At 62.4% G+C, this 20,575-nt stretch carries 19 protein-coding genes; 11 read left to right on the top strand and 8 right to left on the bottom strand.

Annotated features, from left to right (window positions below):
- Window positions 1-4: 4 nt before the first annotated feature.
- Window positions 5-2,131 (bottom strand): xanthine dehydrogenase family protein molybdopterin-binding subunit, encoded by a 2,127-nt coding sequence (locus tag AC1RMF_RS20130; protein WP_342618296.1) that lies wholly within the window; start codon window positions 2,129-2,131, stop codon window positions 5-7.
- A gap of 11 nt (window positions 2,132-2,142) precedes the next feature.
- Window positions 2,143-2,607, bottom strand: coding sequence for a (2Fe-2S)-binding protein (locus AC1RMF_RS20125; protein WP_342618297.1), 465 nt, complete (start codon window positions 2,605-2,607; stop codon window positions 2,143-2,145).
- 160 nt (window positions 2,608-2,767) lie between these two features.
- Here AC1RMF_RS20125 and pdxH point away from each other — a divergent pair, with 160 nt between their 5' ends.
- Window positions 2,768-3,406, top strand: coding sequence for a pyridoxamine 5'-phosphate oxidase (pdxH, locus tag AC1RMF_RS20120; protein ID WP_493143842.1), 639 nt, complete (start codon window positions 2,768-2,770; stop codon window positions 3,404-3,406).
- A gap of 21 nt (window positions 3,407-3,427) precedes the next feature.
- On the opposite strand, the gene AC1RMF_RS20115 is transcribed toward pdxH, so the two are convergent.
- Both AC1RMF_RS20115 and msrA read right to left on the bottom strand, forming a co-directional pair.
- On the bottom strand, window positions 3,428-3,949 hold the full coding sequence (locus AC1RMF_RS20115) for a DUF3299 domain-containing protein (protein ID WP_446737959.1): 522 nt from the start codon (window positions 3,947-3,949) through the stop codon (window positions 3,428-3,430).
- A 92-nt stretch (window positions 3,950-4,041) separates the two neighbouring features.
- The gene (msrA, locus tag AC1RMF_RS20110) at window positions 4,042-4,584 is read right to left on the bottom strand and encodes a peptide-methionine (S)-S-oxide reductase MsrA (RefSeq protein WP_493143839.1); all 543 of its coding nucleotides are present in this window, start codon (window positions 4,582-4,584) and stop codon (window positions 4,042-4,044) included.
- A 130-nt stretch (window positions 4,585-4,714) separates the two neighbouring features.
- Between msrA and AC1RMF_RS20105 the strand changes: the two genes are divergently transcribed.
- From AC1RMF_RS20105 to AC1RMF_RS20080, 6 genes are read left to right on the top strand one after another with little or no spacing between them, the layout of a single operon-like run.
- Window positions 4,715-5,413, top strand: a complete 699-nt coding sequence (locus tag AC1RMF_RS20105) for a TetR/AcrR family transcriptional regulator (RefSeq protein WP_493143837.1) — start codon at window positions 4,715-4,717, stop codon at window positions 5,411-5,413.
- The gene (locus AC1RMF_RS20100) at window positions 5,410-6,543 is read left to right on the top strand and encodes an efflux RND transporter periplasmic adaptor subunit (protein ID WP_493143835.1); all 1,134 of its coding nucleotides are present in this window, start codon (window positions 5,410-5,412) and stop codon (window positions 6,541-6,543) included. Before AC1RMF_RS20105 ends, AC1RMF_RS20100 begins: the two co-directional genes overlap by 4 nt.
- Window positions 6,543-9,725 (top strand): efflux RND transporter permease subunit, encoded by a 3,183-nt coding sequence (locus AC1RMF_RS20095; protein WP_493143833.1) that lies wholly within the window; start codon window positions 6,543-6,545, stop codon window positions 9,723-9,725. The genes AC1RMF_RS20100 and AC1RMF_RS20095 overlap by 1 nt, the downstream gene beginning before the upstream one ends.
- A 31-nt stretch (window positions 9,726-9,756) precedes the next feature.
- Window positions 9,757-10,419: a protein-L-isoaspartate O-methyltransferase family protein gene (locus AC1RMF_RS20090; protein WP_493143831.1), complete on the top strand. Its 663-nt coding sequence runs from the start codon at window positions 9,757-9,759 to the stop codon at window positions 10,417-10,419.
- A gap of 27 nt (window positions 10,420-10,446) precedes the next feature.
- On the top strand, window positions 10,447-10,788 hold the full coding sequence (locus tag AC1RMF_RS20085) for a rhodanese-like domain-containing protein (RefSeq protein ID WP_342618305.1): 342 nt from the start codon (window positions 10,447-10,449) through the stop codon (window positions 10,786-10,788).
- Window positions 10,789-10,832: 44 nt separating this feature from the next.
- Window positions 10,833-12,173 (top strand): TolC family outer membrane protein, encoded by a 1,341-nt coding sequence (locus AC1RMF_RS20080; protein WP_493143828.1) that lies wholly within the window; start codon window positions 10,833-10,835, stop codon window positions 12,171-12,173.
- Here AC1RMF_RS20080 and AC1RMF_RS20075 read toward each other — a convergent pair.
- The 3 genes from AC1RMF_RS20075 to AC1RMF_RS20065 are packed head-to-tail and all read right to left on the bottom strand — an operon-like array spanning window position 12,151 to window position 15,859.
- Window positions 12,151-13,416 (bottom strand): 3-deoxy-D-manno-octulosonic acid transferase, encoded by a 1,266-nt coding sequence (locus tag AC1RMF_RS20075; protein WP_493143903.1) that lies wholly within the window; start codon window positions 13,414-13,416, stop codon window positions 12,151-12,153. The genes AC1RMF_RS20080 and AC1RMF_RS20075 overlap by 23 nt on opposite strands.
- A complete protein-coding gene (gene waaC, locus AC1RMF_RS20070; protein WP_493143827.1) occupies window positions 13,413-14,480 on the bottom strand; it encodes a lipopolysaccharide heptosyltransferase I in 1,068 nt (355 codons plus the stop codon). Before waaC ends, AC1RMF_RS20075 begins: the two co-directional genes overlap by 4 nt.
- Window positions 14,477-15,859, bottom strand: coding sequence for a phosphomannomutase/phosphoglucomutase (locus AC1RMF_RS20065; RefSeq protein WP_493143826.1), 1,383 nt, complete (start codon window positions 15,857-15,859; stop codon window positions 14,477-14,479). Before AC1RMF_RS20065 ends, waaC begins: the two co-directional genes overlap by 4 nt.
- 161 nt (window positions 15,860-16,020) lie before the next feature.
- On the opposite strand from AC1RMF_RS20065, the gene AC1RMF_RS20060 reads away from it, so the two are divergent.
- Genes AC1RMF_RS20060 through AC1RMF_RS20045 form a run of 4 tightly spaced genes read left to right on the top strand, consistent with a single transcriptional unit; the run spans window position 16,021 to window position 19,859 of the window.
- Complete coding sequence (locus AC1RMF_RS20060) at window positions 16,021-17,592, top strand: DNA-3-methyladenine glycosylase 2 family protein (RefSeq protein ID WP_493143824.1); 1,572 nt, start codon at window positions 16,021-16,023, stop codon at window positions 17,590-17,592.
- Window positions 17,582-18,103 (top strand): methylated-DNA--[protein]-cysteine S-methyltransferase, encoded by a 522-nt coding sequence (locus tag AC1RMF_RS20055; protein WP_493143822.1) that lies wholly within the window; start codon window positions 17,582-17,584, stop codon window positions 18,101-18,103. The genes AC1RMF_RS20060 and AC1RMF_RS20055 overlap by 11 nt, the downstream gene beginning before the upstream one ends.
- Window positions 18,100-19,002, top strand: a complete 903-nt coding sequence (locus AC1RMF_RS20050; RefSeq protein ID WP_493143820.1) for a DMT family transporter — start codon at window positions 18,100-18,102, stop codon at window positions 19,000-19,002. Before AC1RMF_RS20055 ends, AC1RMF_RS20050 begins: the two co-directional genes overlap by 4 nt.
- Entirely contained in the window at window positions 18,999-19,859 is an 861-nt protein-coding gene (locus tag AC1RMF_RS20045; RefSeq protein WP_493143819.1) for an NAD(P)/FAD-dependent oxidoreductase, read from the top strand. The genes AC1RMF_RS20050 and AC1RMF_RS20045 overlap by 4 nt, the downstream gene beginning before the upstream one ends.
- Here the strand turns inward: AC1RMF_RS20045 and AC1RMF_RS20040 are convergent.
- Window positions 19,853-20,548, bottom strand: coding sequence for a 2'-5' RNA ligase family protein (locus AC1RMF_RS20040; RefSeq protein ID WP_493143817.1), 696 nt, complete (start codon window positions 20,546-20,548; stop codon window positions 19,853-19,855). The two genes, AC1RMF_RS20045 and AC1RMF_RS20040, sit on opposite strands and share 7 nt — an antisense overlap.
- Window positions 20,549-20,575: the final 27 nt, after the last annotated feature.

Here is a 20,575-nt window from a genome sequence, read left to right as displayed (position 1 = left end):
AGTCTCAGGCGGACTGGATGGCCTGTGCCGTCATAGGCAGCTTGCGCAGACGCTTGCCTGTCAGCGTGGCCAGCGCATTGGCCACTGCCGGTGCCACCAGCGCCGTGGCTGGCTCACCAATGCCGCCGGGCTTCTCGGTACTCTCCACCAGCACGATGTCCACCACCGGGGCTTGCGACATGCGCACGATGGGGAACTGGTGGAAGTTGGACTGCTGCACGCGGCCATCCTTGAGCGTGATCTCCTGCATGGTCGCAGAACCCAGGCCGAACATGACGCTGGACTGGATCTGTGCCTCCACCGTATCAGGGTTGACCATGCGGCCCAGATCAGCAGCGACAGTGACCTTGTGAACCTTGATTGCACCGTGCTCCAGGCTGATCTCGGCAACCTGGGCCATGTAGGTGTCATACCCTTCCATCAGGGCGATGCCACGGGCATGCCCCTGTGGCAGGGGTGTTCCCCAACCGGCCTTGTCGGCAGCCAGCTTGAGCACATTGGCAAAGCGCGGCTTGTCCGCCAGCAGGCTCATGCGGTAGGCGTACGGATCCTGGCCAGCTGCAAGAGCCAGCTCATCCACAAAGCTCTCATTGGCAAAGGCATTGAGCGCATGGCTCACCGAGCGCCAGTAGCCCACGCGCAAACCGGCGTCGTGTTTGACCACGTCATGGCGCGAGGCAGGGATGTTGTAGGCAGCAACCGCGGCCTCGGTCATCAACGGGTCTTGCACCGGTGCGGGCAGGCCGAAGACGCGGCCGGTAACCGACTGCGAGGTCAGGCGGAAAGTCATGGCGGTGGGCTTGCCGTCTGCTCCCAGGGCTGCGGCCATGGTGTGGATGGCCTGCGGGCGATAGAAGTCGTGGGTCATATCGTCTTCGCGCGACCACACCAGCTTGACCGGTTTGCCCACAGCCTTGGATATCTGTGCGGCCTGGATGATGAAGTCGATGTCGATACGCCGGCCAAAGCCGCCGCCCAGGAAGGTGGTTTCCACCGACACGTCCTCGGTATTGAGGCCTACGGCCTTGGCGATCTGGCTCTGCGCCGCGTCCTGCCACTGGGTGGGGCCGATCAGGCGCATCTTGCCGTTCTCGTAGTGCGCGGTGAAGTTCATGGGCTCCAGCGGCGAGTGCGACAGCAGCTGGCTGGCATATTCGGCGCGAATCACTTTGGAGGAAGCGGCAATCACAGCCTCCGGATCGCCTACAGCCTTGAGCGGAATAGGCGTTCCGGTCTTGGATGCTGCACGCAAGCCGTCCAGCATCGCCTTTTCATTCAGGCTGGCGCCAGGGCCCTCATCCCAATTGATGCTCAGCGCCTTGCGCGCCATATTGGCGCGCCACCAGCTGTTGGCCACCACCGCCACGCCGTCCGGGATCTCCACCACCGCCAGCACGCCGGGCATGCTCTTGGCCTTGGAGTCGTCATAGCTCTTGACCTTGCCGCCAATCACCGGGCACTGTTCCAGCGCTGCGTAGACCATGCCAGGCAAGGTGACATCGATGCCAAACTGGGCCTGGCCATTGACCTTGTCGGGCGTATCCAGGCGCTTGGTGCGCTTGCCCACAATGGTGAAGTCCTTGGGGTCCTTGATGGCCACGTTTTCCGGGACCGGCAGCTTGGAGGCCGCCGCAGCCAGCGAGCCATAGCTGGACTTCTTGCCATTGGCGCCCAGGATGAAACCGTCGGCAGCCGTCAGGGTGCTGCGGTCCACCTTCCAGGCATTTGCGGCGGCGGTGATCAGCATTTCGCGCACTTGCGCGCCACCGATACGCAGCTTTTCCCAGCCGTCACGCACCGAGGTGGAGCCGCCCGTAAGCTGCGGACCACCCAGCAGCGGGTTGCCGTACAGCTTGGCGTTGGGCGGCGCAATGCGCACCTTCACTTTGCGCAGGTCCACATGCAGCTCTTCGGCGATCAGCATGGGCATGGAGGTGTAAACGCCCTGCCCCATCTCAGATCTGGCCGAGATCAGCGTGATGGTGTTGTCATCGGCGATATGCACCCAGGCATTGGGAGTATGCACAGTGCCTGCCGCTTGCAGGGCGGTGGGAATGGAGATACCCATGAGCAGGCCGCTGCCAGCCAGCACGGCGGAGTTCTTGAGGAAGGTACGACGGGATGTAGTCATGTTGGTACTCCTCAGGCGCTGCGCATCATGGAAGCTGCGTCCTTGATGGCAGCCTTGATACGGGGATAGGTGCCGCAGCGGCAGATGTTGCCGCTCATGGCGTTGTCAATGTCGGTGTCGCTGGGGTTCTTGTTGGAAGCCAGCAGGGCCGCCGCACTCATCAGCTGACCTGACTGGCAGTAGCCGCACTGGGGAACATCGTGCTTGATCCACGCCACCTGCAGGGGGTGGTTGTTATCGGTGGACAGGCCTTCGACGGTGGACACCTTGGCGCCAGCCACTGAAGACAGGGGCGCCTGGCAGGAGCGTGCCGGCTTGCCATCGATGTGCACGGTACAGGCGCCGCACAATGCAGCACCACAACCAAACTTGGTGCCGGTCATTCCCAGCTCGTCGCGGATGACCCACAGCAGCGGGGTATCGGGCTCGGCGTTGGCGGTCACCGCCTTGCCATTGACTTGAAACGCAGTACTCATCGGCTTGTCTCCTGAATTTTTGTTACGTTACAGAGCGGGTCGTCGTCCGCTAGGAAGAGAATACGAGCCGGTGCTTGAAATTTCCCGAGGGTATGCCCTAGCCCATCGCATAAATTTCTCAAACAGTTGCTTCTTTTTTTCACAAAACCTCACACAACCTATGAAATCGATTGCAGAACTTCGCAAGAGTTATGAGCGCGCCGAGCTCGACGAGAACGCGTCGCATGCGGCCCCCCTGCAGCAGTTTGAGCAGTGGCTGCAGGAAGCCATTCACAGCGAGGTGCCCGAACCCAATGCCATGACGCTGGCCACCGTCGGTAGCGACCTGCGGCCATCCACGCGCGTGGTACTGATCAAGGGCTATGACGAGCGCGGCATCGTCTGGTACACCAACTACGAAAGCCGCAAAGGCCGCGAACTGGCGGGCAACCCATTTGCTGCACTGCAGTTTCATTGGGTGGAGCTGGAGCGCGTGGTGCGCATCGAAGGAGTGGTCGAGCGTGTGAGCGCAGAAGAAAGCGACGCCTACTTTCACAGCCGTCCGCTGGACTCCCGCATAGGCGCCTGGGCATCGCCACAAAGCGAGGTGATTGCGGGGCGCACCGTCCTGATGACCAACGCGGCCAAGTACGCTGCGCAATTCATGTTGCAGCCGCCACGTCCGCCGCATTGGGGTGGTTACCGTCTCAAACCGGATAACTGGCAGTTCTGGCAGGGGCGCAAGAGCCGCCTGCATGACCGGCTACGCTACACCTTGCAGGCCGACGGAGGGTGGTTGCGTGAACGCTTGGCTCCCTGAGCGGAGCCGGTCGGAGGCTGATTACTTGACCGCCACCGCATCCGTGATGCGGTAGAACAGCCCGTAGGGGTCGTCATTCAACACGGCAAACTGCCCTTCCACGACGACGGCTTCCAGGGAGTACTTCACCGGTGTCTTGGTCTTGACCTCCACCATGCTCTCAGGACCGCCGGGCACACAGAATGCGCAGGTCAGCGGCACAGAACTCAGCAGGAAGTGTTTCTGCTTCTCTCCCGGGTCCAGCGGCATCATGAAACCCTGGATGCGCTGGCTTTTCTGATTCAGCGCCTGAATATTGCCGGGAAACACCGGCAACACACGGTTCTTCTCAACCTTGGTCTTGACCGCAGTGAGTACCGACCAGGGCAGCACGTCAGCACGATCCTGCAAGGGCGCGAACGGACTGTTGGGGCTGTGCACGCCCGCCCCGGTACCCATGGGGATGCCTGTGTTTCCCAAGGGTGAACTAAGTTGCGCCATGGCAACAACACACGACAACGACACAGCGGCGGTCAGAAATGAGGTGCGAACAATATTTTTCATGGCTTCGTCCTGTCTACAAAAAAACGCATTCCATCTTATAACCGCCGCATATTAAGCACATATGAAGGCGCAGCGCCAGCCACCAGCCGCCCTCAGCTTTTTTGCAGGCGGGCAAAGGTCTTACGAAACTTGGCCACCTTGGGGGCGGCAACCGCCATGCAGTAGCCCTGGTTGGGGTTGCGTTCGAAAAAGTCCTGATGATATTCCTCGGCCGCTGCATAGCGCTGCAGCGGTTTGAGTTCGGTCACCACCGGGCTGCTGTAGACGCCACTGGCAGCCAGCTCGGCCAGGACTTCCCGCGCGACCTGCTCCTGCTCATCCGTAGTGAAGTAGATGCCGCTGCGGTACTGTGTGCCGACGTCATTGCCCTGACGATTGAGCGTGGTCGGGTCGTGGATGACTAAGAAGATTTCCAGCAGTTCGCGGGTGCTGACCTGGGCGGGGTCATACACCAGCTTGACCACTTCGCAGTAGCCGGAACGACCGGTACCCACCATTTCATAGGTCGGATTGGGGAGGTCTCCGTTGCAATAGCCGGACTCCACGTCCTGCACCCCACGCACCTGAACGTAGACCGCTTCCACACACCAGAAACAGCCACCGCCCAGCACCAGTGTTTGCAATGTATTCGACATCTTCTGATCGCTCTCATGTGAATTGCCAAGCGGGGATGGTACGCCGTACCTCTTGCCCTTGGGCCCAGCCATGGATTGACACCTGCAGGGGCGCAAAGCTACACTAATAACCCATCAGTCAGTAATTTTCATGTCAACCAACTGCCCCATCCGCAAGATCGCAAACACCGTGCGCGCCAAACGTGAGCGCCGCAAGGATGCCCGTCCGGGGGAACTGCTGACCGCCGCACTCGACCTGTTTCTGGAAAAAGGCTATGCCGCCACCCGCGTGGAGGAAGTGGCGCAGCGTGCGGGTGTGTCCAAGGGCACCCTGTTTCTGTACTTCAGCAGCAAGGCCGAGTTGTTCAAGGCGGTTGTGCGGGAGAACATCAGTGGGCGCTTTACCGAATGGGGTGAGGAGCTCAACACCTTCGAGGGCAGCAGCGAGGAACTCTTGAACTACTGCATGAACAGCTGGTGGGAACGGGTGGGTGCCACGCGCGCCTCCGGCCTGCCCAAGCTGATGATGAGTGAGGCCGGCAATTTCCCGGAACTGGTCCAGTTCTTCCAGCAGGAAGTGGTGCAGCCTGGCAACGACCTGGTCAAGCGCATCCTGCAGCGTGGAGTGGAGCGCGGCGAGTTCCGCGCCATCGATCCGGATTACAGCGTCTTCAGCGTCATTGCACCCCTGATGTTTCTGAACCTGTGGAAGCATGGTCGCGGCAGCTGCGGCGACGCGCGTCTGGAACTGGACCCGTCGCGCTATATCGCGTCGCAACTGCATATTCTTCTGCATGGACTGAGCTCGAACACGGGCGCCGACTCGACCGACAAGAAAATCAAGCAATGAAAATCTCCTTGAAATGGGTCGTGGCGGGAGTGGTCACGGCCTTGCTGGCGGCCGGTGTGCTGCGTGCCCTGTCTTCACGCGAGGCTGCCAAGCAGGCGCTGCAGGCGCAACAGACTGCGCAAAAGCAGCAAACCTTCGTAGAAATAGCGCCCAGCGACATGCTGCAGGCGCAGACGGTCGAGCTGACGCAAACGCTGCACATATCCGGCTCACTCAAGGCCGTGAATTCCGCCTTTGTCAAAGCCAAGGTGGCGGGCGAGCTGCTGGGGCTTAACGTTCGTGAAGGCGACTACGTCAAGGCGGGCCAGGTCATTGCCCGTGTGGACACCTCCGAATACCAGACCCGCCTACACCAGGCGCAGCAACAGGCCGAATCGGCCAAAGGCCAGCTCGACATTGCGCAGCGCACACTGGACAACAACAAGTCCCTGGTGGACCAGGGCTTCATCTCTCGCACCGCACTGGACAACTCGCTCAACAACCTGGCCTCCGCGCAAGCCACTTACAAGGCGGCGCAGGCCGGAGCCGATCTGGCTCTCAAATCGTTGGACGACACCATTCTGAAATCACCCATCAACGGTCAGATATCACAGCGTCTGGTGCAGAACGGTGAGCGTGTGGCCATCGACGCCCGCGTGGTGGAAGTGGTGGACCTGGGGTCGCTCGAACTGGAAGCGGCGCTGGGTGCGGCTGATTCGGTGCGGGTACAGACGGGGCAGACTGCACAGCTCGTGGTGGAAGGTCTGTCGCAACCTGTTACCGCCAAGGTCGCACGCGTCAACCCCAGCACGGTTGCCGGCAGCCGGTCGGTCATGGTGTATTTCTCCGTGAGCAACACACCGGGCCTGCGCCAAGGCCTGTTCGCACAAGGCACGTTGGCCATAGGAAATGCGAAAGTACTGGCTGTGCCCCTGGACGCGGTACGTACCGACAAGCCACAACCCTATGTCCAGTACATCGCCGATGGCAAAGTCGCCCACCAGAGCGTCAGGCTAGGCGCTGCCGGTGAACACGCCGGCATTGCCATGGTTGAAATCCAGGGACTGCCCGAAGGTGCCGCGGTACTGGCGGGCAATGCCGGTGCCCTGCTGGCAGGCACCCCGGTCAAGCGTTTGGCGGGAACTCCCTGATGTGGTTTACCCGCGTCAGCCTGAAGAACCCGGTCTTTGCCACCATGGTCATGCTGGCCCTGGTGGTGTTGGGCCTGTTTTCCCTGCAGCGCCTGCAGGTGGACCAATTCCCCAACGTCGACTTTCCGGTAGTGGTAGTTACAGCGGACTACCCTGGCGCTTCGCCCGAAGTGGTGGAAAGTGAAGTCTCCAAGAAGATCGAGGAAGGCGTCAATTCCATCGCCGGCATCAAGGCACTGACTTCGCGCAGTTACGAAGGCCAGTCGGTAGTGATACTGGAGTTCGACCTGTCGATCGATGGGCGCAAGGCGGCCGAAGACGTACGCGAAAAGGTCGCAGCAATCAAACCCCTGCTGCGCACCGAGGTCAAGGAGCCGCGTGTGCTGCGGTTCGATCCGGCTGCGCGTGCCGTCTGGTCAGTCGCCGTGTTGCCGGACGCATCCACTGCCAAGGGCAAGGTGCCGGATGCGGTGGAACTCAGCAACTGGGCCGAGCAGGTATTGCAGAAGCGCCTGGAAAACGTGCGCGGCGTGGGTTCGGTCACCACCGTGGGCAGCACCCACCGCGAGATCAATATCTACCTCAACCCACAGGCACTGGAGTCCTTGTCCATCACGCCCGATCAGGTGGAGGCGGCCGTGGCCAGCGAGAACCAGGAAATTCCCATTGGCACCATCAACAACGCGCAGCAGGAAAAAGTCATCCAGATCCAGGCGCGCATGAAGCGGCCGGAGGACTTCGGCCGCATCATCGTGACGCGCCGAAACGGCGTTCCAGTGCGGGTGGACCAGATTGCCCGGGTCGCCGACGGCGCTCAGGAAGTGGAAAGTCTGGCGCTCTACAACGGCCAGCGCACCCTGCTGATGAACGTGCAGAAGTCGCAGGATGAAAACACCATTGCCGTGGTCGATGGCCTGCAACGCACGCTGGCAGAAATGCAGCAGCAGTTGCCACCCGGCGTACGCCTGGAGCAGATCACTGACGGCTCGCGCCAGATCCGCGTCTCGGTGGAAAACGTACGGCGTACGCTGATTGAAGGCGCGGCGCTGACGGTGCTCATCGTGTTCCTGTTCCTGAATTCCTGGCGCTCCACCGTCATCACCGGGCTGACGCTGCCGATTGCGCTGATCGGCACTTTCTTCTTCATGAACATGCTGGGTTTCACCATCAACATGATCACGCTCATGGCCCTGAGCCTGTGTGTGGGCCTGCTGATAGACGATGCCATCGTGGTGCGGGAAAACATCGTGCGCCATGTGGCCATGGGCAAGCATGCTTACCAGGCCGCAATGGATGGCACTGAGGAAATCGGTCTGGCCGTGCTGGCAACCACCCTGTCCATCGTGGCGGTGTTCATGCCCATCGGGTTCATGGGCGGCATCATCGGCAAGTTCTTCCACGAGTTCGGCCTGACCATCGTGGCGGCCGTAGCCATTTCCATGTTCGTGAGCTTCACCCTCGACCCCATGTTGTCCAGCGTCTGGGAAGATCCAGACATCAACCATCCCGATGGCCCCAAAAACTGGTACGACAAGACCATTGGCCGTGTGACCGGCTGGTTTGACTCCGCCACCGAGCAAATGGCCCATGCGTACCAAGGCATCCTGCGCTGGGCCCTCTTGCACAAGCTGGCAACCGTGCTGCTCGCGCTGGCGGTCTTTGCCACCAGCATCCTGATGGTGCCGCTGCTGGGTACCGAATTCGTGCCCAAGTCCGACTTCTCTGAAATGTCGGTCAATTTCTACACGCCGGTAGGCTCCTCGCTGGAGGCAACGGAATCACGCAGCAAACAGGTGGAAGCCATACTGCGCGAGTTCCCCGAGGTGCGCTACACGCTCACCACCATCAACACAGGTACCGCACAGGGCAAGATGTACGCCAGCGTCTACGTGCGGCTGGTGGACCGCAAGGCGCGCAGCCGCAGCGTGGACCAGATGTCGGTGGTGCTGCGCAACCGGCTTTCCAGCGTGGCGGGCATCACGGTCACGCATGTGGGCCTGCTGGACCCCATAGGCGGTAACAAGCCGGTGACCTTCTCCATCCTGGGCTCCGACACCGCCGAGCTGGAACGCCTGACCTTGCTGGCCATGGGCAAGATACGCAATATCCCCGGGCTGGTGGACCTGGACTCCAGCGTGAAGCCCAACAAGCCTACGCTCGATGTACAGGTGCAACGCGATGCGGCCTCCGATCTGGGACTCTCCATTGGGCAAATCGGCAACGCATTGCGCACACTCGTGGCAGGCACCACGGTGGGCAACTGGCGCGCGCCGGATGACCAGACCTACGACGTCAATGTGCGCCTGGCGCCCGAGGCACGCAACAGCGCGCAGGACATGGAACTGCTGCCCTTTGCACTCACCAACCCGGATGGCAGCACCCGCATCGTCCGGCTCAACCAAGTGGCGCACGTGGTGCCTTCTACCGGCCCCAACCAGATCAACCGGCGCGACCTGACACGCGAGGTGTCCATCAATGCCAACGTCTCGGGCCGCTCCGCTGGCGAGGTGTCCGCCGACATCAAGACCGCGATGGATACCATCGCCATGCCGCCCGGCTACCGCTACCAGTTCAGCGGCTCCACCAAGGACATGGCCGAATCGTTTGCTTATGCGGTCTCGGCTCTGGCCATGGCCGTCATCTTCATCTACATGATCCTGGCCAGCCAGTTCAAGAGCTTCGTACAGCCGTTGGCACTGATGACCGCGCTACCACTCACTCTGATCGGCGTGGTGCTGGCGCTGCTGATGTTCAACTCCACCCTGTCCATGTTCTCGGTGATCGGTGTGGTGATGCTGATGGGTCTGGTCACCAAAAATGCCATCCTGCTGGTGGACTTTGCCATCCGCGCCCGCGACGAGCGGGTGGACGACACGGGTCAAACTGTCCCAGGCCTGCCACGCAACGAGGCATTGCTGATGGCCGCCCGGGTCCGGTTGCGCCCCATCCTCATGACCACGCTGGCCATGGTGTTTGGCATGGTGCCCCTGGCATTTGCGTTGACCGAAGGCGCCGAGCAGCGCGCACCGATGGGTCAGGCGGTAATAGGCGGGGTAATCACGTCTTCTTTGCTGACTTTGGTCGTCGTACCCGTGGTGTACTGCTACATGGATGATTTGGCGCAATGGGCCAAACGCATTCTGGGTGGGAGATCAGGTCCGCAGTCCCCTAGAATTGATTAGAATTCACCAATATACCCCCTAGGAGTATTTTATGCCTGCTTTTGACATCCAAACCGCCCGCTTCAACATGATTGAACAGCAGATCCGCCCTTGGAATGTGCTGGACTCCGGCGTTCTGGACCTTTTGGCATCGGTTCGTCGTGACGAGTTTGTACCGCCGGAACACAAGGCACTGGCTTACGCCGATCTGGAAATTCCACTGCCTGGCGGACAGTACATGCTGACTCCTCGTGTGGAAGCTCGTCTGCTGCAGGACGCAGCCGTGCAAAAGACCGACAGCGTGCTGGAAATCGGCACCGGCTCCGGTTTTTTGACCGCCCTGCTGGCCCGCCGTGCAGCGCGCGTGCTGTCACTGGAACTCTCGCCCGAACTGGTGGCATTCGCCAAGAGCAACCTGCAAAAGGCCGGCATTACCAACGCCGACGTGCGCCAGGGTGACGGCTCGCAAGGTGCTGCGGCACAAGGCCCCTTCGATGTCATCGTGCTGGGTGGCTCGGTGGCGGATGTGCCCCACAAATTGCTCGATCAACTCAAGATCGGTGGCCGCCTGGCAGCCATCGTGGGAGATGACCCGATCATGCGCGCCACCATCGTCACGCGCACCAGTGCCACCGACTTCCGTACCAGCCAGCCTTGGGATTGCGACGCACCGCGTCTGCAGAACTTTGCGCAGGTGTCACGCTTCACGTTCTGATCCGAACGTCTTATTCAGGCATATCCCATGATTTCTCAATTCCGTCCCAAGGACTTGTCCGCCTGGCTGGAACAGGCACGCGCACATGGCGAACCCGTCGTGCTGGATGTGCGCGAACCGGCGGAGCTGCAGATCGCCAGCGTCAAGCCCGACGGTTTTACATTGCTGACCATCCCCATGGGCACGATCCCGCTGCGCCTGGCCGAGTTGGACCCGCAGCAGCCGGTCGCCTGCCTGTGTCACCACGGCGGACGCAGCATGCAGGTCGCCCAGTTTCTGGCCAGCCGTGGTTTTGAGAATGTGGCCAATATTGCCGGGGGTATCCATGCGTGGGCAGCCGAAGTGGACCCCAGTCTGAATACCTACTGACATCCATTGCCTTAGCCTGAAATCCGCTCCATCGAAAGCACTCCATGAACCGTACTCGCAACCCACTCTCCACGAATCTCCTGCCACTGCTGGTAGCCCTGGGAGCCGGCCTTTCCGGCATGGCGCAGGCACAGAGCCTGGTTGACTTGTACGCGGCCGCCAAGAGCTATGACGCTACTTACCTGTCGGCTAAGGCGCAGGCTGATGCCAACATCGCCAAGGGTGATCAGGCCAAGGCGGGCATCCTGCCCACGGTGGGACTGGGCGCTAGTGCAAGCCAGACCAATCAGACCAGTAGCCTGGCATCGCTGGACGGCCGCAACTACAACACGCAGTCAGCAGCGCTGTCCGCAACGCAGCCCCTGTACCGCCCCGGCAACTGGGCTACCTATGAGCAAGGCAAGAAGCAGGCAGAAATTTCGCAGGCACAACTACAAGCCGCCGAGCAGGATCTGATCGTGCGGGTCAGCCAGGCCTACTTCGACGTATTGGCCGCCACAGACAACCTGACCTTTGTGCGCAGCCAGAAGGCCGCCACCGCCGAGCAATTGGCGTCTGCCAAGCGCAACTTCCAGGTGGGCACCTCCACCGTCGTGGACACCCGCGATGCACAAGCCCGCTACGACCTGGTCGTGGCCCAGGAGCTGGCAGCGGAAAACGACCTGCGTGTCAAATCCGTGGCGCTGGATCAGTTGGTGGGCAGAAGCGGCACGGCACCGAAGCCGCTGCGCGCCCCGGTCAAACTCAGCGATGTACAGCCAGCGGATGTGGAACCTTGGGTGCAGCAGTCCGAAGCCAACAACCCGGTGATCAAGCAGGCTCAGATCGCTCTGGATGTGGCTAAGCTGGAGACCGAGAAGGCACAAGACGGTCACAAGCCCACCCTGGATCTGGTCGGCAGCTACAGCGCTGCCAACAACAACGGCAGTTCCACCTCCAATACGTCCTACACCGCCAATGTCGCCAGCGTGGGCCTGAACTTCAACCTGCCGCTGTTTGCCGGTTACTCCATCCAGAACCGGGTCAAGGAGACCTTGGCCCTGGAGGAAAAGGCCCGCAACGACCTGGACGCAGCCAAGCGCTCCGTGGCACAGGGAACCCGCACGGCGTTCCTGGGTCTGCAATCCGGTCTGTCCCAGGTAAAGGCCTATGAGGCGGCTGAAATCTCCACGCAAAGCGCGCTGGACGCCAACAAGCTGGGCTACCAGGTGGGCGTGAAGATCAACATCGATGTGCTCAATGCGCAAAGCCAGCTCTACTCCACCAAGGCCACGCTGGCCAAGGCCCGTTACGACGTGCTGGTGGGCGGCCTCAAGCTGCGTCAGGCGACCGGTCTGCTCAACGAAGACGACCTGCAGCCCATCAACACCCAATTAGCGCCCTGAGCGCCTCCAGCGTTCGCCGCGTGGCTCCCCGGTGGGCCTGGCTCCAGGCAAGGGCCGTGTGACGCACGCGCTCCAGAGCCGGCCCATCGCTCACGATAGGCAGCGCCTTGCGTAACGCGTCTTCCATATCCGCGCAGCGCAGCGCAGCGCCCGCTTCCTCAGCCATTTCCGCAGCTTGCGCAAAATTGAAGGTGTGTGGCCCCATCACGATCGGGCAGCCACAGGCCGCCGCCTCAATCAGGTTCTGCCCGCCCAGAGGCGCAAAGCTGCCGCCCAACAAAGCCATGTCGGCCAGACCGAAATACAGCGGCATTTCTCCCAGTGAATCACCCAGCCATACATCGGCAGTCTGCGGTGCATCGGCCCAGGTTGAGCGGCGCGAGACGCTGAAACCTACAGACTGAAATAACTCCGCCACCGCGTCAAAGCGTTGCGGATGGCGCGGCACGACAAGCCACTGCACGGGCAGTGCGGGCTGGCGGCGCAGCGCATCGATAAGCATCTGCTCCTCGCCTTCACGCGAGCTGGCAAACATCAGCACGGGCTTGTCACTGCCTGCGCGCCAGCGGCGGCCGCGCAAGAGCTTGTCCGCATCGGGAGTGGCATCAAACTTCAGATTGCCAGTCACAGCCTGCACCGTGGCACCCAAGGCACGCAGCCGTGCCGCGTCTTCTTCGGTCTGCGCCAGAACCAGATGCAGCCCGGCAAAGGCCGACCCGGACAACCAGCTCAGCTGCCGCGCCTTGCGCTGGGACTGTTCACTCATGCGCGCATTGACCAGACACAGCGGCACCTTGGCCCGCACGCAGGCAGCCACCATATTCGGCCAGACTTCGGTTTCCATCAACAACCCGACGTGCGGCTGGAAGTGCCGCAGAAAACGGTGCACCGCTGCAGGCGTATCCCACGGCTGCCAGACCTGTACATCACCCGCTTTCAGCAGGCTGCTGCCCTGCTCCCATCCAGTAGCCGTGCCGTGCGTCAGCAGCAAACGCATACCGGGGTTATCTTGGCGCAAGGCCTCAATCAGTACGGCGGCGGCACGCGTTTCGCCAAGCGATACCGCATGCACCCATATCAACGGACCTCCCCCGGAGGCAGGTCGCGGCACCCCTTCGTAATGGCCGAAACGCTGCTCCACCGCATGACCGTATCGTGGCTCATCCACTGCACGCCGGCGCAGCTTGCGTCGCACCAGCGGCTGCACCATCCACATGGCCAGGGAGTAGAGCGAAAGAATCATTGGCACAGCACCGGGGTGTCCAGTGCATCCCATGCCCGCCACACGCTGTCCACGTCGGGCGTGGGCTGGGCATAGACGCTGACCTGGTGCGCGTTGTTCACACCGGTGCGCCAGGCGGTATCAAAGTTGTAGATCTGCACATGCTGCAGCCCCAGGGCCACCGCGATATGGCTCAGACCGCTGTCTACGCCAATCACACCGGCGCAATGGGCCATGGTATCGGTGAGCGCATCCAGTGGCATGCTGGGCCAGACCCAGGCATCCGCCAACTCCGCTGCGATCTTTTCGCTCACGGCCTTTTCTGCCGGGTTGCCATGGGCCAGGGCCACGCAGAAGCCGCTGTGGTTGAGCCGCTTGCCAAGCTCTATCCAGGACTGCAGCGGCCACTCCTTGTCGGCGCGGGAAGTGCCATGCACCAGCGTCACCACCGACTTGCGCGGCGCAAACGGGTTGACCGCCGCGCCCGGCTGGGCCAGCAAAGAGTTTTGAGCCCGCGCCTGCGGTTGCGCTGCGCCCATTGACCCGGCGCGCAATCCGAACACCGGCTCACCTTGCAGCTCATACCCCAGGGCCTGCGCGCACAGAAGGCGTGAGCGCTGCACCACGTGCACATGCGGCTCCAGCGTGATGGCTCGGTCCGCCACCCAGCGGGCTGGCGCTTCAAAGCTGGAACCATCGGTGCGGTTGGCCAGCCCAAAGCGCAAGCCACCCACCTTGATGCGGGTGAGCCAGGAAACCAATGCGGATTTGGTCAGGCCTTGCAGATCAATGACCGCGTCGTAAGCCTGTGCCTGCAGCTCGGTCTTGAAAGACCGCCATTCCTTGCGCGTCTGCACAGAAAAAAGAGCCTTGCGCCAGCGCCGGATTTCGCAGGGGATGACCCGCTGCACACCTTCGCAGCGCGCCACCAGGGGTGCAAAACCCCGTTCAACCACCCAGTCAATCTGCGCGCGCGGCAGCGCGCGCCGGATGTCCTGCACCGCCGCCATGGCGTGCACCACATCTCCCAAGGAAGACAGCTTGACGATGAGAATGCGCGGCGCCGAATTCGGATCCAGGCTCAATGCGCTGCTTCCTCGATTTTTGCGTCAGGCTTGACCGAGCGCAGCAGCTCCAGCATGGCGCTCTGGATGCGCTCCAGCGCGGCAGCCGTGTGGCCTTCAAAACGCAGCACCAGCACCGGCGTGGTGTTGGAGGCGCGCACCAGGCCAAAGCCATCGGGCCAGTCCACGCGCAGGCCGTCAATGGTGTTCACAACGGCCGGAGTCGGGAAATTCACCTTGGCCACCAGTTGGTCCACCAAGCCATGGGCCTGGCCTTCGGCGCAGGACACATTGAGTTCCGGCGTGGAGAAGCTGGTGGGCAAAGCGTCCAGCACCGCGCCCACATCGGCAGCGCGGCTGACGATTTCCAGCAGACGGCAACCCGCATAGGTGCCGTCATCGAAGCCGTACCAGCGCTCCTTGAAGAAGATGTGGCCGCTCATCTCGCCGCCCAGCGGGGAGCCGATCTCGCGCATCTTGGCCTTGATCAGGGAATGGCCGGTCTTGAACATCAGCGCCTTGCCGCCAGCCGCCTCAATGGCGGGCGCCAGACGTTGCGAGCACTTCACGTCAAAGATGATGGTGCCGCCCGGCACGCGCGAAAGCACGTCCTGTGCGAACAACATCATCTGGCGGTCCGGGTAGATGTTGTTGCCTTCGCGGGTGACTATCCCTAAGCGGTCACCGTCGCCGTCAAAGGCCAGCCCCAGGTCGGCGCCGCTGGTCTTGAGCGCGGCAATCAGGTCGCGCAGGTTTTCGGGCTTACTGGGGTCGGGATGGTGGTTGGGGAAATTGCCATCCACTTCGCTGAAGAGTTCGGTGACTTCACAGCCGATGGCGCGCAGAATGCCGGGCGCAGACGCACCGGCCACACCGTTGCCCGAGTCGACCACGATCTTGAGCGGGCGCGCAAGCTTGATGTCACCGACGATGCGTGCGGTGTAGTCGGCCAGCACGTTTACCTGCTTGCAGGAACCACCTGCCTGCAAGGTCCAGCCATCGCTTTCGATCATGCGGCGCAGCGCCTGGATCTCGTCGCCATAGATGGCCTTGCCACCCAGGACCATCTTGAAGCCGTTGTAGTCGCGCGGATTGTGGCTGCCGGTGACCTGGATGCCGCTGGCACACAGGGTATTGGCTGCGAAGTACAGCATGGGCGTGGTGACCATGCCCACATCAATGACCTGCACACCCGCTTCCACCAGACCACGGATCAATGCGGCGGACAGCATGGGGCCGCTCAGGCGCCCGTCGCGGCCCACGGCCACGGTGGTTTGGCCTTGTGCCATGGCAATGCTGCCAAAGGCACGTCCCAGGCCCAGGGCAACGTCTTCGGTGAGGGTGGAGGGGACAATGCCCCGGATGTCGTAGGCCTTGAAAATGCCGGCGCTGATTTGCATGAAGTTCCCTTGTAACGATGCTTTGGAGCTGTGGTCTTGATCGTCCCGCATTGTAGGTGCAGGGGACCTTGACATACCGCAGGACAAGGTAGGGGCAGACTGTGACAGGCACATGTCCGTAAACGGCGAGTTTTGTGACATGCCGTGCGTATCATGCAGCCATGTCCACCGCTTCCTCTACCCTTGATGACGATGCCTGCTACCTGGCCCTCAAGACCCGGGATGCGCGTTTTGACGGACGCTTCTTCACCGGGGTGCGCAGCACCGGCGTCTATTGCCGACCAGTCTGCAAAGTGCGCACCCCCAAGGCCGAGAACTGCCAGTTCTTCACCCTGGCTGCGCAGGCCGAATCAGCAGGGTTCCGCCCCTGCCTGCGCTGCCGGCCGGAGATCGCTCCGCACATGTCCCACGCCACCTGGTCCACACAGGACGCCTCCGGCATCCTGGCGCAGCAGGCTGCTGGCTTGCTGGACCAGTTGGCGCGCTCCGCGCAAGCCAGCAGCATGGCCGATGTGGCCGCCAAGCTGGGCGTGAGCGACCGGCATCTGCGCCGCATCTTTGAAGCGCAGTGGGGCGTGTCGCCATTGCAGTATCTGCAGACGCGGCGCCTGCTGAGCGCCAAGCAGTTGCTGACCGACACGCAGCTTCCCGTCACCCAGGTGGCAGCACTGAGCGGCTTTGCCAGCCTGCGACGCTTCAACGCTGCGTTTGTGGCGCACTACCGGCTGCAACCCAGTGCCCTGCGCAAAACCAGCAGGGCCATGACCCTGGACGTGGCAACCGGCAAGGCCACTGCGCGGGCCAAGACGGAGTCTCTTGGCGCTGCGGCGCATGGCATCTATCTCAAGGCCAGCTACCGCCCACCTTATGACGTTGACGCCATGCTGGCTTTTCTGCAAACGCGTGCCATACCCGGCGTCGAAATGGTGGACCGTGCCGCCCTCACCTACCAGCGCACCATAGCCGTGGATTGCAATGGCAACACGCTTGCGGGATGGGTGCAGGCGCACTTTGTGCCCGCGCAATGTGCCGTCGAATTTCTGCTCAGTGAATCCCTGGCGCCGGCCCTGCCCCGGCTGATGGCCGAGCTGCGCGACCTGCTGGACCTGGACGCCGAACCGCAGGCCATTGCCGCCATTCTGGGGGAGCGCTTTGCTGGCATGGAAGGGTTGCGCGTACCTGGCACGCTCAACGGACTGGAACTCGCCGTGCGTGGAATTCTGGGGCAGCAAATCACCGTGGCTGCCGCACGCACGCTCAGCAGCCGCCTAGTGCAGGCGCTGGGTGCGCCACTTGCAACACCCTTTGTTGCGCTCTCCCACCTCTTCCCCGATGCCCTTCGTTTGGCACATGCCAGCGGCGACACCTTAGGTGCACTGGGCATCGTCAAGCAGCGCCAGGCCGCCATCACCGCGCTGGCCCAGGCTGTGGCCAGCGGCCAGATTCTCTTGCAGCCGGGCGGCGACGTGGCCCGCACCATGGCCGCGCTGCAGGACTTGCCCGGCATCGGCCCCTGGACCGCCAGCTACATCGCCATGCGTGCATTGCGCTGGCCCGATGCCTTCCCTGCCGGTGACGTGGCTTTGCAGACCGCTTTGGACGTGCGCCAGCACGCCCATCCGGCGCGGGAAGCGGAGCGTCTGTCGCAAGCATGGCGCCCCTGGCGCAGCTATGCGGTGGTGCGCGCCTGGCATTCCCTATCCCAACAAGGAGACACACACCATGACCAGTAGAAACAACCCAACCGGCCTGGTGCGTTGCACCTTCGAGAGCCCACTGGGCCGCATGACGCTGGCGGCCAGCGACGCCGGGCTGGCCGGCGTCTGGTTCGATGGCCAGAAGCACATGCCCGACATCAGCAACTGGCCGGTGCAGGACGACCACCCCGTGCTGCAGCAGACCGCCGCGCAATTGCGCCAGTACTTTGCCGGTTCGCGCCAGCGCTTTGACCTGCCGCTGGACACATGCCAAGGCACTGCGTTTCAGCAACAGGTCTGGCAGGCGCTGCTGGATATTCCTGCGGGGCAAACCATTTCCTACGGAACGCTGAGCCAGCGCATCGGCAAGAGCAGCGCTGTGCGCGCCGTCGGTGCCGCGGTAGGTCGCAACCCGATCAGCATCGTGGTGCCCTGCCACCGCGTGGTCGGCGCCGATGGCTCGCTAACCGGCTATGCCGGTGGACTGGACCGCAAAACAACCTTGCTCCAGCTGGAAAAATCACAGCCAAAGACAATAGCCGCATGACAACCAACAACAACAAACCATGGGTGGTGGACTTCGTGCTCCTGGCCGCCATCTGGGGAGCATCCTTCATGTTCATGCGGGTGGCGTCCAAAGAGTTCGGCGTCTTTCCTGCGGCGGGTCTGCGCGTGTGCGTGGCCACCTTGTTCCTGGTGCCCTTGCTGCTGTTCAAAGGTCTGGGGAATTCTTTGCGCCAGCACTGGAAGCTCACCTGTGCCGTGGGTGTCATGAATTCGGCCATTCCCTTTGCCTGCTTCAGTTTTGCGTTGCTGTCCATCACCTCGGGCCTGTCTGCCATATTGAACGCCACCGTGCCGCTGTTCGGCGCGTTGATAGCCTGGATATGGCTGGGCGAGCGCCCCACCAAATCCCGCATGCTGGGCTTGGCCATCGGATTTGCGGGCGTGACCATGCTGGCCTGGGACAAGGCCAGCTTCAAACCCGATGCCAGCGGCCAGTCCACCGGTTGGGCCATCCTGGCCTGCCTGCTGGCGACCCTGTGCTATGGCCTGTCGGCCAGCGTGGCCAAACGCTGGATGGGTGGCCTGCCTTCATTGGTGTCTGCGACCGGTAGCCAGATTGGAGCCTCGTTGTTTCTCATTCCGTTGATGCTGACAACCTGGCCTGCGCAAACGCCCAGCCTGCAGGCCTGGATGGCAGTCGGCGTGGTGGGCGTACTCTGCACCGGGCTGGCCTATGTGCTGTATTTCCGCCTGATTGAGCGGGCCGGCCCCTCACGCGCCCTAGCGGTGACCTTTGCCATTCCGGCGTTTGCCGTGTTCTATGGTGTGCTGCTGTTGGGCGAGACTGTGACTGGATGGATGGTGGTGTGCGCGCTGGTCATCATCGCCGGAACATCCCTCTCCACCGGCCTGGTGGCTTTGGGCAGACGCAAGACATGAACCCGGCTGCGACCCTGGTCATAGGTGCCGGCCCCGCCGGATGCGCCTGCGCCATGTGGTTGCACCAGCTGGGTTGCCCGGTCACGCTGCTGGAGCGCTGTGCACAGGCCGGCGGCCTGCAGACTTTCAGCCCCTATGAAAACCGCTGGCTGCCGTCTTTGATGGACGCCACCGGCCAGGAGATTGCCGCGCGACTCGATGCACAGCTGCGGTTCGCAGGTGTGGACCTGCGAACCGGCGTTGGCGTGCGTGCAGTATCACCCAGCGCGACCGGCTTTGCCGTCGAGCTTGAAGATGGCGGCATCTTGCAGGCCCCGCAAGTGGTGCTGGCCACTGGCGCGCGCTTTCGTAGCGGCGGTTTCCACAACGCGGGCGCTGTGGCCATAGGACCTGGCCACAACACCGAGGCACTCGAGGTTCAAGGCAAGCGGGTTGCCATCCTGGGCGGTGGCGACAACGCCTTTGACCAATATGGCTTCATCATGCGGCGCGGTGCGCAGTCCGTCACCCTCTTTGCTCGGGCCGTGCGCGCCCAACATGTGCTGCGCGCAGCGGTGCCAGCCAGCGATGTGGTGGTGGGCCCGTTTGAAGCGCGCCAGAGCGACATGACGGTCAACGGACAAGCCTTTGATGCCATCAGCGTGCAGTTCGGTTTCGAGGCCGTGGTCCCCGATGGTCTGCAAGCACTGCAGCGCACACCGCTTGGTTTTGTGGCGGCCAACCTCTGGGGCGAAACCTCGGTGCCACACCTTTATGCAGCGGGTGAGATCAGCCAGACCTTTCACCCCTGTGTGGCCACGTCCTTTGCCCACGGCATCCAGGTGGCCAAACACATCCATCGCCAGCACAGTTACTGAAGCAGCAGACTCTCGTCCAGCGCAAACCAGGGCACGCCGTGCCACTGCAGCGCCTGATCTGCAAAGGCATAGCTGGCCACACAGTGCAGCGGCCCGCCAATGTGCGCGGCCTCGTAGCCCAGCAAGGACAGGCCTGTCACCGGCAGATGCAGGTCTGCAGGCAGCGCCACTGCCAGCAAGCGTTGCAGCACGTGCTGCATGGGAAAGACGTCGGCATACAGGCCGATGGTCACATGCGGCGTGTAATCGCCGTGGGCGGCAATGGCGGGCGTTTGCTGCAGACAATGGCGCAGGGCCTGCAGCTGTCCGGCCGTGTCGCGCACGGTGAAGTACGGCACGCTGGTAAAGCTGTCCAGGCCGCCTATGGCGATCTCGAAACCCGTAGGGTTTGTCTGCTGCAAGGCGCGCAACTGGGCTTGCACCAAGGCCGGTCCGAAATCATCGTCGAATTGCGGCTGGGCGCTGGGAAAGCCGCACAGGCTGAGCGTGACATGCGGCTGTCTTTCGTAGCCCGGCAACAGAAGATCGGCCAACGCCTCTTGCGCGGCCTGCATGCGTGGCTGCAAGGGCGTGGTGTCGAACTGCAGTGCCCATAGCGCGTAGATAGATCGGCCCCGATGCCATTCGGGGAAGTCGCGGCGCTCGTTGCGAATGGTGCTGTCTGCGGAAAAGGTGTGGTCGGTAGCCATGGGGCGCGATGCTACAGGCTGTGCTGC

The organism is Rhodoferax sp. GW822-FHT04A08, from assembly GCF_058801025.1.
Note: the sequence above shows the minus strand (reverse complement) of the source record. Positions and strands in the feature narration are given on the sequence as shown.